This window comes from Nitrosomonas europaea, from assembly GCF_900167395.1.
Taxonomy (GTDB): domain Bacteria; phylum Pseudomonadota; class Gammaproteobacteria; order Burkholderiales; family Nitrosomonadaceae; genus Nitrosomonas; species Nitrosomonas europaea.
Window position 1 is genome coordinate 113,385 of the sequence record NZ_FUWK01000003.1, and the last position, 15,430, is coordinate 128,814.

The following is a 15,430-nucleotide window of genomic DNA, read 5'->3' on the forward strand; positions in this document are numbered from 1 at the left end:
ATTAGAAAAAAGTAAGTTACCAGTCGGGCTTCAAAGTGAAATCCGATTTAGGACAATTCCGGGTTGCTGAGAAAATTGCGGTTAATCGAATCAGTCTCATGCAACTGCCGGATTCAGACGCTTTCATGGCGGATATCTCCTCTGTTTGGATGAATAAAAAACCTGTTTTTTTACAGGCACTTATGTGAGTCCTTAAATCCGATAAAGTTCAATGTCGAAGTGGATGGCCTATCCCAAGTCAATTACACTGAAAAGCAAGGGCGTATTCCTGGCTCAGAACTGCTTCTGTAGTAGTGTCGGTACGTACTGGCAAAAGTGTGTAACAAAATAATGGGTCATCGCTTCCACAGCAAAGGTGTTGCGATCATGAAATCCGGCCGGCTGTATCAGGTTTTCCTCATTCAGTTTTCGTTCAGACAGAGTGGCGTAAATTGACGCCATCAGGAATGGGCCTGATGAGCACAACACCGAGGAGAAATGACATGACCACTCAAACAAAAACAAGAAATCTGACCGGCCTGATATTAACCGGCTTATTAACAGCCAGCCTCACCATGTCCTCTATAGCGCATGCAGACAGAGGTCATCGCCATCATCGTCACCATGATCATCACCGCCACCATCACCATGATCGTCATGACCACCATCGTCATTCCGGCGGGCATGTGCATATCTACAACCAGGCACCTGCCTATTACCGGCAGAACTACCCGCAGCCGCAGCAGTACGGCTACTATCCTCCGATCCCAGCCCCGGTGTACGTCGTTCCCCCGCAAATGATGATGGGGATCAATACCGGAAGGGTGGATTTTATGTTACGGTTCTGATGTCACAAGCGGGTATGGGGATGAACCGGAAATTCATCCCCATACCCGCTTGATTTCAATTTTCAGTGTGTAAGGATGTGGTGTGATGAGCAGATGGCAGCAAGCTTTACTGATTATGTCGATCATGGTTGCTGCGATGCCGGACACTTCAGCCCGCCGGCATGATGCGGCCAGTGGACATGACAGAGCAGGCAAGCCGGCTGGTGGTATTTCGGAACAGCGTGCGATCGCAATCGCGCAACAGCATTTCTCGGGGCGCGTACTGGCAATCAGTCAGACCGATCGCGTCTACCGCATCAAGATTCTCAGTGATCAGGGTACCGTCCACACGATTCTGATCGACGCACTGAATGGTGCCGTCGTATCAGCCCGTTGATCTCAAAAATAAATTTCATGATTCAATCCGGTACGTTTACGTAATAAATGAGCATTCTGAGCCGACTTTTAACGCAGAAATGGCAATGCAGATAGTTTTGCAGAGGTTCCTCAGTCATTACCGTATGCTGCAGGAAAGTTAAATGCGCATCCTGGTCATCGAAGATGAATTTCGTCTGCAAAATCAGATCCGCCGGCAGTTGGAGGCAGCGGGTTATATGGTCGATACCAGCAGCAGTGGCGATGAAGGGTTGTTTCTCGCCACGGAATACCGGCCCGATGCTGCCATCATCGATATTGGCCTGCCCGGTAAATCCGGCCTGGAAATCATCAAGGCACTGCGGGAACGCGGCAGCCTGCTGCCTATCCTGATTCTGACTGCGCGCAGCAGCTGGCAGGACAAGGTGCAGGGACTGGAAATGGGCGCGGATGATTACCTGACCAAGCCGTTTCAGATGGAAGAGCTGCAGGCCAGAGTCCGGGCATTATTGCGCCGTGCTGTCGGTATACCGCAAACCTTGCTGAAGTGTGGCCCCATCGCGGTGGATGTCACAGCACAATCGGTCAGTGTCGATGGTGCGAACATCGAACTGACATCGTTTGAATATCGCCTGCTGGAAGAACTGGTGTGCCACCGTGGCGAGATACTTTCCAAGGAGTCACTTGCTGATGCCCTGTATCCGCACAATGAGGATCGTGACAGCAACGTGCTCGAAGTCATGATCGGTAGGTTGCGGCGCAAACTCGACCCGGAGGGTACATTGAAGCCGATCGAAACCATGCGCGGGCGCGGCTATCGTTTTACGCTGGAATGTAACAGCAAATCGCCATGATGTCGCTCAACAAGCGCGTCTTGCTCAGTGCTGCTCTGGTATTACTGGTTTTCATCGCCGGAATTACCCTGACATTGGATCGCGCCTTCTATGACAGTGCGCGTATCGGTGTGAAGGATCGGCTGTTTGCAAGGCTGCTGATGCTGCTGGGTGATACCGAAGTGGATGAATCCGGTGAACTGGAGATTCCCACCAACCTGCTGGATGCGGAATTCGGTCATGTCAACTCGGATATCTATGCTTTCGTGACCGGCCCTGCCAATACCATCGTCTGGCGCTCCACTTCGTCGCTGAATAAACCGATTCCCGGTATCACGCTGCTGGAAAAGGGTAAACAGGAATTCGAGCAAATCACGCTCGATGAAGAGCCCTACTTCATCTACCGCTACAGCGTTGCCTGGGAAACATCTTCTGGCAACTATCCACTGATTTTCAACGTGATGACCGATACCGCGCTGCTGGAAGCGCAGATCGAACGTTATCGCGAAGATTTGTGGGGCTGGCTGGGTCTGATGGCCGTTTTCCTGCTGGCTACGCAAATGCTGGTATTGCGCTGGGGGTTGCTGCCATTACGCACGGTTTCAACGGAGCTTGCCGCGATCGAATCCGGCCGGCAGGAAAGTCTGAAAGACCGCTATCCCAAAGAGCTCAAGCTGCTGACCGACAGTATCAATTCCCTGATTACCCACGAACATAAACAGCAGAAACGCTATCGTAACGGTCTGGCTGATCTGGCGCACAGCCTGAAAACGCCGCTTGCCGTATTGCAGGGCGCGATTCATGGCGGAAACGACGAAGCTGCCCGGCTCAAAACGATTCAAGAGCAGATCGACCGTATGGATAACACCATCCAGTATCAATTGCGCCGTGCTGCAACTGCCGGCAGTTCACCGGGTATGAGGTTGATCCCGTTACGTTCGATGGCGGACAGGATCATCAATACCATCACCAGAGTCTACCGTGACAAACGGCCGCATATTACGGTGAAGATCGATGACAGTATGAATTTGCGCATCGATGAAGGTGATTTGATGGAGCTGCTTGGCAACCTGATCGACAATGCATTCAAATGGTGTCACCACAGCATTCATTTATCTGCCGGTTATCAGGAGGATCAAGTGGTGATTCAAGTCAGGGACGATGGCCCAGGTATTTCGCCCCACGAAATCGCCCGTATCCTGGAACGTGGTGTACGGGCCGATCAATCCATCCCTGGCCACGGTATCGGTCTGGCCATCGTACGTGACATCATGCAGGTCTATGGAGGTGAGCTGTTGATCAGCAACAATCCTGACGGTGGTCTGAGTGTGACTTTGCGCTTTGAGAAAAGCAAATGATGTTGGGGGTAAGATTACTGTGATAGTGGAGCGCCATGAAACAAGGAAAAATTCTGCTGGTTTGTTGTCATGATGAAGGTAAAAATGGCTGCTTTACCACCTTCAGTATTTCCGGAATTTACCTTTTCTTCAGATAAAACAGGAATTCACCGGTAGTTTCGGATGAGGACAGTAGTTCATGTCCGGTCTGGTCGGCGAATACCTGAAAATCGATCACTGCACCCGGGTCGGTTGCCATGATTTTGAGCACCTGTCCCCGTGTCATTTCAGACAGGGATTTTTTCGTTCGCAGGATGGGCAGTGGACAAATAAGCCCGCGCACATCCAGTTCCCTGTCAAAAAATTCATTATTCGGATTCATACTGTTATTACCTCGAATTACCTGATCAGCAAATGGGTGGATTCTATCTGTTTGTAATATCTGCTGACAGTCTGTCAAATCAGTTTCACATCGATAACGGACGTACGTAGCCGGTTAGTTCCATATAGCCACGCCCGGCTGGTTGGCCATCGCGTGTGAATGTTACTGCACCTTCCCAGTAAACTGCTCCGGCAGAGGCACGTGAATCCAGTTCCTGATCATCCATCAGAGGTGTAATCTGCCACTCGGTTTCGCCTGTCAGGACGCGGGTGGCAACCGGATATACAGCCTGTGTGCGGGCAGAGCGCCAAGTGCGAATCGGATGAAAACTGACCTGGTCAGGTGTAAACAGCCGGGTATGGCCGGAAGCGTCGCGCAATGCGGCATACGCCCAGATTTTGCTGTCGTCTTTTCCGCGTATCTGAAATGCCATCAACGCTGAGCCATCATCGAGGTTTGCACTGATCCAGTCCCAGCCCGCAGCATTCGGGTCGAGATACTCGCTTGACCATTCACGATCGAGCCAGGCTGTCCCGGTTACAGGTATATCCTCTCCCTGGCGATTAATTATGCCACTTACCTGTAAATGCGGCTCGCTGTAGTAGTAGCTGGCTTGCGGCGCTCCCGGGCCTTTACGTGAAAACCCATTCTCGCCCTGCAGCATCAGCGGTTGTGAAGGTGTCAGGATGAACGTCAGAGTGAAATCTTCTGCCTCGATACGGGTACGGTAGCGGCCATCGGTTTCACGTACAAAAATCCAGTCATCCAGTTTGACATCCGTATTACCGGTGCGGGCATACGCCAGATCGAACCCTGCGCGAGCGATTTTCTGGTCATGTTGCAATTTGCCGATTGCCGGGTCAGATAGTGCTACATGCGCAATGATCAGTTGATCGGGAGCGAAATGACTGGGGTTATCCCTGTCGATTTCAGTCGCTGTACGAAAAAATGTGATCTGGAAACCGAGCGGTTTTCCTGTCGGGGTTTCCAGCCAACCGGTCACGTACCACCATTCGATCCTGAAATCATTGTGAGCACCGAAATCCTGCGGGAATTCGAGTGCTTTGCCGGGAACGACCGGCGCCAGCACCGGCGGAGCGGAAAACAGCATATTCTGGACGGCAAGCCAGCCCAACAGTATCCATAAGTAACGCATTACCAGTCCTCCCTGACAGCGCGGATGACATTACCGGAAGCTGCGTGCCGGCTGGCAGCAAATGCCGTCAGTGCAGCAGCACCCAGTACTGCCAGCGCCATCAGCAGCAGCCATGTCCAGGGCATGTGCAGCTGCATGGTCCAGTGAAAAGATTGCGGGTTGACGACAAAAATCAGAATCAGGCTGATAGCTGTTCCTGCCAGGAACCCGGTAATAATGCCGAATCCGGCCAGCAATCCGCCTTCCAGTGTCAGCATGCGATGGATTTGCCGTCTGCTGAGACCGATATGGCGCAACATGCCGAATTCCCTGATCCGGGTCAGCGTTTGCGCGGAAAAGCTGGCGGCCACGCCCATCAATCCGACGCCAATCGCAACCAGTTCCAGCAGATAGGTGATGACGAAGCTGCGGTCGAATTGCTTCAGGGCAACTGCCCGGACCCGGCCGGTTTCCATGATTTCCAGCGTATCGCCAAACGGCAGTGCCTGCAGTGCGGATATTACCGTATCAATTGCAGCCCCCTCTTTTACCCATAGCGCCGCATCACTGGCATGGTCATCGCCAGTCAGTCTGCGGTAATCGGACAATTGCATCTGGATTGCACCGAATATGCGGCCGTAATCACGCCAGATTCCAGCGACAATAAATGTTTGTTCCGGATCAGCAAAGGGGAGTGTGACCCGTTTGCCGGTTTTGAAACCATACAGATCGACCATGGCTTCCGATACCCAGATTGGTATCGCATCAGGCGGAATATCACCGGGCGGCAGTCTATCTTCCGTCAAAGGCAACGTCAGCCCGGGGTCGTTCCGGTCGATCGGGCGCGCCAGCAGGGTGATGTTCGATCTGGCAGGGTCGAAGGTGAGCGGGATCGAGCGGATGAAGTCGATGCGTTCGATTCCTGGCTGGCTGGCAATGATCTGCTGCTCATCCGGTATGAATCCACGCATATCCTGATGAATGGTGGGGTGCAGGTAGAGATCGGCCGGCAGTACCCGTGCAAGCCAGTCATCCACCGATATGCGGAAACTGGCTACCATGATCGCCATGGCGACCATCAGGCTGAAACTGACCAGTACACCGCCCAGCGCAATGGCTGCCAGACCGGATGCATTCGAAAGCCGGGTGATGGCCAGCGTGTACAAAACACTTGATCTGTTTGGATTGAGCGCGCGTGACAGCGTGGAAAAAAACAGTTCGCACAGGTACGGCAGCGCAGCCATGCTGCCGATCAGCAACAGGACAATGGCGAGGTAACCGAACACGGGCAGATCATCGACCGGCGGCAAGCCGGCAAAGATGACACCTGTCAGCAGACAGGCAGCCGCCAGTCGGGGAGCGCGCAGTGCCGCCAGCACGGTGTATTCACTGCCGGATTTGAGCGCGGGTGCCGGATGGGCGTGGGCAGCTTCCCATGCAGGCAGCAGGCTGCCTGACAGGGTGACACCCGTGCCCAGCAGAAAATAAAACAGTGCTGCCAGAGGATCAGGATGCAGCCGCGGTTCCAGCCCCGGGAAAAAGCCGGCCCCCAGATCTGCACCAAAGAAATACAGCGCCGTGGCGGCCAGCAGATACCCCAGCGCCAGTCCCAGTAACGATCCCAGTACACCCAGCATCCCGCTTTCGAGCAGAAGCTGGCGCAGTATCTGTCGGCGGGTCATGCCCAGAACACGTAACAGGGCAAGCTGTGATCGTCGTCGGATAGTGGATAGAACCTGGCTGGAAAAAATCAGAAACGCGCCGGTAAACAGTGCCACCAGTGCCAGAATGTTCAGATTGACGCGATAGGCGCGCGACATATTGTGTGCGCGCTCATCGTCATCTTCGCTCTCCGTCAGTAGATAGGATGCACCCAGCTCCTTGCTCAATGTTGCACGGAAGGTATCGCGATCGACACCTTGCCGCAGCTTCAGCTCGATGCGGGAGAGTTGCCCGAGCTGATCGAAATGCCACTGTGCCGCGCCGATATCCATGACGGCAATGCGCTGGCCGGCGTGTGCTCGCGTCAGTCCACCGGCCACCCGCAACGTGATGCGTTTGGCACCTGCACTGACTTCGATCGAATCTCCCTGTTTGACTGACAGCCATTCCATTGCGGCAGGGGACAGAAAAACGGCATCGCTGGCCAGTATGTCCATTTGTCTATCCTCTGCGGGAACGCCCAGCAGATCAGGTGTGACGGCGGTTGCGCGAAAAACATCCAGACCCAGTATCTTGAAAACAGGGTTATGCATGCTTTTTGCTTTGGCGGGCACGCCTGCGGTGATTTCCAGTACCGGGCTGGCCTGTGCCACGCCTTCATGTTGCATGAGAGTCGGGTAGAGGGATTCATCGAACGTGGATTGCACTGCGCGTACTGTCAGATCGGATGTACCGGAGAGGCTGCGGGTGGCTGCAGAAAATTCACTGACCGCTGCGGTATTGATCAGATGAATGGTAAATCCCAATGCTACCCCGAGCATGATAGCCAGAACAGCCACAACAGACTGCAAGCGGTGCGAGCACCATTCACCCAGCAACAGCCAGCGAGTGAGCGATACCGGATTCATGTCTGATTTTCCAGTGGGACGGGTGTAAGACCGTGTTTGCTCAGCATCAGGATTTTATCGGCTGTCTCGGCGGCCAGGCGCGAGTGCGTGACGATAATCGCGGAAGCCTGATTGGCTTTGATTTCGGTACGGATCAGTTGCAGTACCTCATGGGCGGTATCCTGATCGAGATTGCCGGTAGGTTCATCAGCCAGAATCAGACGAGGGCGGTGTACCAGCGCACGGGCAATGGCTACCCGCTGCAGTTCTCCTCCGGACAGCTGATGGGGAAAATCCTGTTCCCTTCCCTGTAAACCCACTGCCGTCAGCATGACGGGTGCACGATCGAGGGGCAGACGATTGAGCAACAGCGGCAGCGAGACATTTTGCAGCAGCGTCAGGTGCGGCAGGATGTGAAATGCCTGAAAGATGAATCCCAAGTGCCTGCGTCGCAGGTTCGTTGCTGCTTCGTCTTCCACCGGCAGGATTTTGCCGTCAATTCTGATCTCGCCGCTGTCGGGGCTGTCCAGTCCGGCGATCAGGTTCAGCAGGGTCGATTTGCCTACTCCGGAATCTCCCATGATTGCGACATATTCCCCGGCTGCAAAGCTGTACGACAAACCGGACAGCACCTGCCGGCTCGAATAGGTTTTGCTGACATTGCTCAATTCCAGAACGGGTGTAAGGCTCATACCGGGTATTGTATAGTTGATGACATGATCAGAGCATACGAGGTTTTTACCGATATGGACATCCAAATCAAAAGAGCTTACGAACCGGCCGATCCCGCAGATGGCTGCCGTATCCTGGTGGATCGGCTCTGGCCGCGCGGACTGACCAAACAGCAGGTGGCATGTGATCTGTGGCTGAAAGAGATCGCTCCCACTGCTGATTTGCGTAAGTGGTTTAATCATGACCCTGCAAAGTGGGCAGAATTCCAGCGTCGCTATCGTGACGAGCTGTCAGTCAATCCCTGCGTGAAAGAGTTGCTGGACAGAGCTGCCAAAGGGCGGTTGACACTGCTTTACGGTGCACGTGATGCCGAATGCAACCAGGCCGTGGTGTTACGGGATTATCTGCTGGAACGAAACTGACAAGGATATGCATTTTTTACAGAGAGGCTGGTGGCTGGCCGGCATCAGTTGCGGATTTTCGCAGTCGGACCGGTCGTGCGATAATTGCGTGTTTCGTCCATATGCAGGAGAGAGGGTCGGCAGCATCAGGTAATTTCTGCTGTTTACCCCAGGCCCGGGCAACCTGCCAGTTTCAGAATCTATTATTCAATTACTATGAAAAAAATCAGAATCGGACAAGGGTTTGATATTCACCCGCTGGTGGTTGGGCGTGATCTCATCATCGGGGGAGTGACCATTCCGTATGAGAAAGGGCTGCTGGGTCATTCGGATGCGGATGTGCTGCTGCATGCTTTGTGTGATGCACTGCTGGGGGCAGCTGCCCTGGGAGATATCGGCCGGCATTTCTCCGATACCGATGCGCGCTATCAGGGGATCGACAGCCGCAAACTGGTGCGTGAGGTTCATCGGTTGCTGACTGAAGCAGGCTATCGTGTGGTGAATATCGATGCAACCATCATTGCCCAGGTACCCAAAATGGCACCCCATATTCCAGGGATGGTTACGAACATTGCGCAGGATCTCACTCTTCCGGCAGGAGACATCAATATCAAAGCGAAAACCGCAGAGAAGCTGGGGGTTGTCGGGCGTGGCGAAGGGATCGTGGCGGAAGTGGTCTGCCTGATCGCGGATGGAGATGAGGTGTAACCATCATGTCCAGTGTGGCTCCCTCCGTCAGACTGTTTTTCGCGTTGTGGCCGCAGGAGGCGGTGCGTAAACAACTGGCCCGGCTGGCCAGAAGGATTGCAGATCAGTGTGCTGGCCGGTGTGTGCGGCCGGAGAACCTGCATCTGACACTGGCATTCATTGGTGAAGTGGATAGCAGCGTGGTCCCGATATTGCGCCAGGCAGGCTCAGCCATCCACCGTACATCGTTCGATCTGTTATTGGATAAACTGCACTGTTGGGGAAAAGGCAGCATCATCGCTGCTGGAGTTTCACAGCCTTGCGGCGAACTGACAGTACTGGTACAGGATTTGCGCAATCAGCTTTCTGCTGCTGGCGTTCGCTATGACACAGTGAAATTCGTACCGCATGTCACGCTGGTGCGAAATGCCAAACGGGAACCCGAGCAGAAACATTTTCCGGAAACGATTCCGCCCGTCGCCTGGGCGGCAGATCGATGGTCACTGGTGCAATCCCGGCCAACTCCATACGGATCGGCCTATCAATCGTTTGCAGATTGGGCGCTCGCATCACAGGATTTTGATGAACATCATCGCGCTTGATACTTCGACCGAGTACTGTTCCCTGGCTTTATGGCTGAACGGCAACCTCGTCAGCAGGGAAGTGCTGGCTGGCCAACGCCATTCCGAGCTGTTGTTGCCGATGCTGCAAACCCTGCTGACTGAAGCCGGCATCGCTCTGAATCAGATCGATGGCATCGCTTTTGGAGCGGGTCCGGGTTCCTTTACCGGGTTGCGAATTGCCTGTGGTGTTACTCAGGGGCTGGCGTTTGCCCAGGATATACCCGTGATCGGGATCAGCACGCTGGAAGCGCTGGCGCAGCAGGTCGATGCCCCGCGGGTACTGGCTGCACTGGATGCGCGCATGGGAGAACTGTACTTTGCAGCATATGAAAAAACGGCAACCGGCTGGTTGTGTGTGCATGAGCCGCTGCTATGCCGGCCGGAAACAGCTCCGGGGGTAACCGGGGACGGGTGGACAGGGTGCGGCAGTGGTTTCGATCTGTATCAGCCAGTCTTATCGGAAAAGTACAGCAGTAACCTGCAGCGGATCGTTCCAGGCTGTTATCCGCGCGCGCGTGAAATGGCAGAGATGTCGGCAATAAAGTTCGCCAGCGGTGAGGGCAGGGTGGCGGAAGAAGCACTCCCGGTGTACATCCGCAACAAGGTGGCACTTAAGGAAAGTGAACGATAACGATGGCAACGACCGGAATACCCGCTTTTCAGGCGGAAATTCGTGAAATGCATCCGGATGATCTGGAACAGGTCATCCGCATCGAGCATGAGATTTTTCTTTTTCCATGGTCGATCGTCAATTTCAGTGATTCGATCAAGGCGGGTTACCACTGTCGCGTGCTGGTACAGCCGAACAGCGATCTGGTGATGGGCTACGGCATCCTGATGACCGGGCCGGGCGAAGCACATGTACTGACACTTGGTGTCGGGGCAGCCTGGCAGAGCCAGGGGCTGGGCAGGAAGATGCTGCGCTATCTGATCGAGCTTTCCAGAAAGCATCAGGCGGAATTTGTCCTGCTGGACGTGCGTGAATCGAATACCGGTGCGATAAATTTATACCAGCGGCTTGGATTCCAGCAGATTGCTGTACGCAAGGGCTACTACCCGGCGATGTGCGGGCGCGAGGACGCACTGGTCATGAAGCTGGAGTTATGAGCCTGAAAGTACAAATTTCCGAATTTACCGGTTTATCTGATTAAGAAAGGTACAACCATGGATCCCAATCGGCTTAAGGAACTCGGATTGTTACCGGTGTGGCGCGTCAGGCCGGGTGCCATAGCCGGTCAATCGCCTGACTCAGGGAAGAATATGTCCGATCAGATAGAAACTGCTGCGGAAAGCCGCCCATTTGAAGAATCCGAAGATCGTTCGACTTCCATAGCGCATGCGGATTGGGGGCGGCTGCGGCAGATGGTCAGTGGTTGCACCGCCTGTCCGCTTAGCCAAACACGCAAGCAGACGGTGTTCGGTGTCGGCGATGAGCAGGCTGACTGGTTGTTCATCGGGGAAGGGCCGGGTGCCCGCGAGGATGAGCTGGGTGAACCGTTCGTCGGCCAGGCCGGCAAACTGCTCGATAATATGCTGCAGGCGGTCAGCCTCCGTCGCGGTCAGGATGTCTATATTGCCAATATCGTGAAATGTCGCCCGCCGGGAAATCGTAATCCGCAGGATGCGGAAGCGGAACAGTGCCGCCCCTATCTGTTACGCCAGATTGCACTGATTCAGCCCAGGCTGATCGTGGCGCTGGGTAAGGTAGCTGCCCAGAATCTGCTGGCCACCGATGCCAGCATTGCCAGCCTGCGCGGCAGGTTGCATGAATTTTCCGGTATTCCCCTGATCGTCACCTATCACCCGGCCTATCTGCTGCGTTCGCTGGGTGACAAAGCCAAAGCATGGGAAGACCTGTGTTTTGCCCGCGACACCATGCGCAATTTACAGGCGGCTCATTCATCGTAAGCGATTCCCTGTCCGCGGTTCAGGCTGCCGACAGTTGTCGTGCCCGGAATGCACGTCCTATTTTTTCGAGATCCAGCATAGGAAGCATGCGTATGGCATTACCGTTGCCAATCTGGGCCAGTTTGTTGGAATGGATCGCACGTTTCAGATCATCGTCCGCCGATCCGCCGAACTGCGGTAATTCCGGTTCCCATTCAGCCGTTTCGATCGATTTCAGGGCGGGAATGGCAAACCCCATCACTTCATTGTCGATTTCCACCACCAGAATATAGGCGGAAGAGGAGGCCGGCGTGAATTGTCCGGTCATCAGCCGGTGCAGGCAAACCACCGGAATGCTGCGCCCGCGTATCACGATCATGCCCAGCAGCGGGCCGGTTTGTTCAAAAACAGGAATGCTGTGGTTGAAGGGCAGGATTTCCCGGATTTGTTCAAACGGCGTTGCCGTTTCACTCCGGAGCAGGTAGGTCACCATATCGCGTTTACGGCTGGTATTTTTTTTGCCTGCAACAGATGTTTGTGAGTGATCCTGATGGATGAAGGGCTGTTGCGGGGAGCTGACATCGGCCAGTGCCATGATTTCATGATTGGATTTCAGTCCTGCACCTCTCAATACCAGAAACTGGGAAGCGAGGATGGCTTCCTGTTGCGAGCGGGATGCCGGCAGGGATGATTTGGGAATCGCACCACTGAACAATTCCGGTTGCGGCAGAGCATAGGTGGGCACATCGATGATTTCGCCGGCGCGGATACGCACGACATCGATCACCTTGCTGACCAGAAATGCAGCCATGCCTTTGGGTAGTTGAATGAGAAACGCCTGCAGCGGTGTGTCCGGCTCGATTTTGCCCAGTCCGCATATTTCCAGCAAATCCAGGACCGGGATTCTGCTGCCGGCGTGTTCGATCACGCCACGGCAGCTGCCCATGGCCAGTGGAGAATTTCTGATTTCCGGATCGGATAATGTCGTATAAACCTCCATGGCATCGATGGCAAAGGCGATCCGGTTGCAGCGCAGTAACAGCACGGGCATGACCTTGTCCTGCCCGCTGGCAGCATCTGTCCGGGTTGCAGCCTTCTTTTTCATTTCCCGGTGATCTGCCAGCGGCACATCCCGGAGTGTAGCCAGTACAGAGGGTGACAGCAGATTGACGAGTGTACCGTTATCGCTGCGACGGATGCTGCCATGGAAAACGGGCTGATCCGCTGCCGCGAAACTGATTGGGTTGATCTCTTCGCTTTCTCCGGTGAACACCCCGGTGACAGCTTCCGTGAGCAGGCCCAGCAACCGGTTTTCATGCGCCATGATCATGACATTCTGGAACGGTACTCTGGGGGTGGGCATGTCGAATACGATGCGCAAATCGACTACCGGCACCATGATCCCGCGCAGATCGATCCCGCCGATCACGCAGGGTGATGCACAAGGTAATCTGGCCAGCCCGCCGCAGGGGACGACTTCACGCAAAACCTGCATCGGCAAAGCGAGTTCCATGCCGCCAATGCGGAATCCGCCGAATCCCGGCTTTGCCGCTATTGGCTCCATCAGTCCACCTGGTTTTTTGCGTTGGCGATATGTTCGATCAGTGCGCTGACTTCTTTGGCAACCGTGCTCTGGTTTTCTGCCGATTCGGCAATTTCCGCTACGCTCTTGCTGGTTCTGGCCACACCCGACATGATGCCTTCGAAGCTGCGCGAAGCTTCGCGGGTGACCTCCGCACCTTTATCCACGTGTTTGGCAGATTCCGCAATCAGCTTGGTGATCTCGCGTGCTGCGACCGAACTGCGTTCAGCCAGCTTGCGTACTTCATCGGCCACTACCGAGAAACCGATGCCGTGTTCACCGGCACGTGCCGCTTCGATTGCGGCATTGAACGCCAGCAGATTGGTTTGATTGGCGATTTCATCGATCACCCCGACGATTTCAGATACCTGCGATGCGCTGGTTTGAATGGCAGTAATCGCAGCGATAGATTTTTGCAGCGCATCAAACCCGTTTTGTGCCGCGCTGGAAGAATCACGTGCCAGTTCTGCTGCGACATTGGAGTTGGCAGCGATGGCATCCACACTTTCAGCCAGCTTGCGCACATGCAGGTTCATTTCGGTCGTTCCAGCTGCGATCAGCTGTTCGAGCTGCACTTCACTGGTGACGTCGTGCGCAAACTTGACGATTTTCATTACCTTACCATTGAGGTCGAAAATCGGGTTGTACGTGGCCTGAATCCAGACATCGCGATCATATTTGCCGATACGGTGGAAGCGACCGCTGATGAATTCGCCGTTACCCAGTTTGAGCCAGAAATCGCGGTACTCCTTACTCCGGGCGTAATCGATCGGACAGAACATGCTGTGGTGCTGTCCCTTGATTTCGCGCAGCGTGTAACCTATTGCCGCCAGGAAATTGTAATTGGCATCGATCACATGACCATCCAGATCAAACTCGATCACGGCCTGACCACGGCCCATGGCTGCAACTTTGGCCTCAAATTCGGATTGGTATAATTTGCTGGCGGTAATATCGGTGGCAAATTTCACTACCTTGACCGGTTTGCCTTTGTGGTCGAAGACCGGGTTGTAGGTGGCCTGAATCCAGATTTCATGGTTATTACTGCCGATCCGTTTGAACTCGCCCGTGGTGTATTCTCCGCGCCCCAGTCGTTCCCAGAAGATTTCATAGTCGGCACTTGCGGCTTCTGCGGGATCGACGAACATGCGATGGTGCCGACCGATGATGTCTTCCAGATGATAGCTCGTGAGTTTGAGGAAGTTTTCATTGGCGTGAAGTACTTTGCCGTTCAGATCGAATTCGATGACTGCCTGCGACCGGTTGATCGCCTGCATTTTACCGATACGGTCGATGCGCTCGAATTTGGCAGTGGTGATGTCATCCGCCTGCACGATGACTTTGGCCAGTTTTCCATCACGCCCTTTGAGCGGGCTGAAATTGGCCAGAAACCAGCGTTCTTTTTCGTCTGTTCCTTTGTAGCACCGTTCAAGGTTGACCGGCTGGAACTCATTCAGCGCGATCCATAAGTCGATATATTCCTGTGCCTGCACATCTTCTTCAAACAGGAGATGTCGCTCGCTTTTGCCGATGAGATCGGCAGAGTTACAGCCGAGGGCTTGCAGCATGCGTTCGTTGGCGCTGAGGACGCGACCTTCGGCCGACAGCTCCATCAGGCAACTGCTTCTGGAGACAGCCTCCATGCGGGCGGCCATTTCCATCGTCGCCAGTTTTCACTGGTGATATCACTGGCGATCTGGATGATTTTAACCGGTTTGTTTTCCGTATCGAGCACCGGGATATAACTCGCCTGAATATAGATACAACCGCCTTCTGCGGTCATACGGCGAAATTCTCCATTCACACAATCGCCAGCGTGCAGTTTTTCCCAGAAGGCAGCGTACTCCTCATTTTCTGCAGTCCCTGGTAAGCACAGCAGACTGTGGTGCTTGCCGGCCAGATGCTCCAGGGTGTAGCCGAACAGGGAAAGAAAATTGGCATTGGCATTCAGGATATTGCCGTGCAGATCATATTCCGCACCCGCCAGACTGCGGGTGATTGCCTTGTAAATATCGTTCTGATATTGCAGATCGTGCTCTGCCGGGGTTCGGGTTCTGGTAAACGGTAGTGATGATGACATGCTTTCCTCGGGTTGTGTCGCGTTGTGATCGCAGTGCTGTTTAACAACCTGTTTTTCGGCCGGGATGACGATGGCTTGAGA

17 protein-coding genes are annotated in these 15,430 nt (G+C 54.3%); 10 read left to right on the forward strand and 7 right to left on the reverse strand.

Annotated features, from left to right (window positions below):
• The first annotated feature begins 482 nt into the window (after nt 1-482).
• The 4 genes from B5D58_RS02240 (at nt 483) to B5D58_RS02255 (ending at nt 3,372) form a co-directional block, all read left to right on the forward strand.
• A complete protein-coding gene (locus B5D58_RS02240) occupies nt 483-827 on the forward strand; it encodes a hypothetical protein (RefSeq protein WP_041356764.1) in 345 nt (114 codons plus the stop codon).
• A gap of 85 nt (nt 828-912) precedes the next feature.
• Nucleotides 913-1,203, forward strand: coding sequence for a PepSY domain-containing protein (locus tag B5D58_RS02245; RefSeq protein ID WP_011111978.1), 291 nt, complete (start codon nt 913-915; stop codon nt 1,201-1,203).
• Between the two features lie 142 nt (nt 1,204-1,345).
• Nucleotides 1,346-2,035, forward strand: coding sequence for a response regulator transcription factor (locus B5D58_RS02250; protein WP_011111977.1), 690 nt, complete (start codon nt 1,346-1,348; stop codon nt 2,033-2,035).
• Entirely contained in the window at nt 2,032-3,372 is a 1,341-nt protein-coding gene (locus tag B5D58_RS02255; RefSeq protein WP_011111976.1) for an ATP-binding protein, read from the forward strand. The genes B5D58_RS02250 and B5D58_RS02255 overlap by 4 nt, the downstream gene beginning before the upstream one ends.
• A gap of 118 nt (nt 3,373-3,490) precedes the next feature.
• Here the strand turns inward: B5D58_RS02255 and B5D58_RS02260 are convergent, their stop codons facing one another.
• From B5D58_RS02260 to B5D58_RS02275, 4 genes are all read right to left on the reverse strand, one after another.
• A complete protein-coding gene (locus B5D58_RS02260) occupies nt 3,491-3,733 on the reverse strand; it encodes a sulfurtransferase TusA family protein (RefSeq protein WP_011111975.1) in 243 nt (80 codons plus the stop codon).
• Between the two features lie 85 nt (nt 3,734-3,818).
• On the reverse strand, nt 3,819-4,889 hold the full coding sequence (locus B5D58_RS02265) for a lipocalin-like domain-containing protein (protein ID WP_011111974.1): 1,071 nt from the start codon (nt 4,887-4,889) through the stop codon (nt 3,819-3,821).
• Nucleotides 4,889-7,438 (reverse strand): FtsX-like permease family protein, encoded by a 2,550-nt coding sequence (locus tag B5D58_RS02270; RefSeq protein ID WP_011111973.1) that lies wholly within the window; start codon nt 7,436-7,438, stop codon nt 4,889-4,891. The genes B5D58_RS02265 and B5D58_RS02270 overlap by 1 nt, the downstream gene beginning before the upstream one ends.
• Nucleotides 7,435-8,109, reverse strand: coding sequence for an ABC transporter ATP-binding protein (locus B5D58_RS02275; RefSeq protein ID WP_011111972.1), 675 nt, complete (start codon nt 8,107-8,109; stop codon nt 7,435-7,437). Before B5D58_RS02275 ends, B5D58_RS02270 begins: the two co-directional genes overlap by 4 nt.
• A 54-nt stretch (nt 8,110-8,163) precedes the next feature.
• Here B5D58_RS02275 and B5D58_RS02280 point away from each other — a divergent pair, with 54 nt between their 5' ends.
• The 6 genes from B5D58_RS02280 (at nt 8,164) to B5D58_RS02305 (ending at nt 11,708) form a co-directional block, all read left to right on the forward strand.
• Nucleotides 8,164-8,511 carry a DUF488 domain-containing protein gene (locus B5D58_RS02280; protein WP_011111971.1) on the forward strand — a complete coding sequence of 116 codons (348 nt, stop codon included), beginning with the start codon at nt 8,164-8,166 and terminating at the stop codon, nt 8,509-8,511.
• A 195-nt stretch (nt 8,512-8,706) separates the two neighbouring features.
• Nucleotides 8,707-9,198 carry a 2-C-methyl-D-erythritol 2,4-cyclodiphosphate synthase gene (gene ispF / locus B5D58_RS02285; protein ID WP_011111970.1) on the forward strand — a complete coding sequence of 164 codons (492 nt, stop codon included), beginning with the start codon at nt 8,707-8,709 and terminating at the stop codon, nt 9,196-9,198.
• Nucleotides 9,199-9,203: 5 nt separating this feature from the next.
• A complete protein-coding gene (gene thpR, locus B5D58_RS02290; protein WP_011111969.1) occupies nt 9,204-9,779 on the forward strand; it encodes an RNA 2',3'-cyclic phosphodiesterase in 576 nt (191 codons plus the stop codon).
• Nucleotides 9,760-10,431, forward strand: a complete 672-nt coding sequence (gene tsaB, locus B5D58_RS02295; RefSeq protein ID WP_011111968.1) for a tRNA (adenosine(37)-N6)-threonylcarbamoyltransferase complex dimerization subunit type 1 TsaB — start codon at nt 9,760-9,762, stop codon at nt 10,429-10,431. Before thpR ends, tsaB begins: the two co-directional genes overlap by 20 nt.
• 2 nt (nt 10,432-10,433) lie before the next feature.
• The gene (gene rimI / locus B5D58_RS02300; RefSeq protein ID WP_011111967.1) at nt 10,434-10,907 is read left to right on the forward strand and encodes a ribosomal protein S18-alanine N-acetyltransferase; all 474 of its coding nucleotides are present in this window, start codon (nt 10,434-10,436) and stop codon (nt 10,905-10,907) included.
• Between the two features lie 57 nt (nt 10,908-10,964).
• Entirely contained in the window at nt 10,965-11,708 is a 744-nt protein-coding gene (locus B5D58_RS02305) for a uracil-DNA glycosylase (protein WP_011111966.1), read from the forward strand.
• Between the two features lie 19 nt (nt 11,709-11,727).
• Here B5D58_RS02305 and B5D58_RS02310 read toward each other — a convergent pair whose 3' ends face one another.
• The 3 genes from B5D58_RS02310 to B5D58_RS02320 are packed head-to-tail and all read right to left on the reverse strand — an operon-like array spanning nt 11,728 to nt 15,349.
• Entirely contained in the window at nt 11,728-13,251 is a 1,524-nt protein-coding gene (locus B5D58_RS02310; protein WP_011111965.1) for a chemotaxis protein CheW, read from the reverse strand.
• The gene (locus tag B5D58_RS02315) at nt 13,251-14,930 is read right to left on the reverse strand and encodes a methyl-accepting chemotaxis protein (RefSeq protein ID WP_078737641.1); all 1,680 of its coding nucleotides are present in this window, start codon (nt 14,928-14,930) and stop codon (nt 13,251-13,253) included. The genes B5D58_RS02310 and B5D58_RS02315 overlap by 1 nt, the downstream gene beginning before the upstream one ends.
• Nucleotides 14,882-15,349 (reverse strand): PAS domain-containing protein, encoded by a 468-nt coding sequence (locus B5D58_RS02320; protein ID WP_050731256.1) that lies wholly within the window; start codon nt 15,347-15,349, stop codon nt 14,882-14,884. Before B5D58_RS02320 ends, B5D58_RS02315 begins: the two co-directional genes overlap by 49 nt.
• Nucleotides 15,350-15,430: the final 81 nt, after the last annotated feature.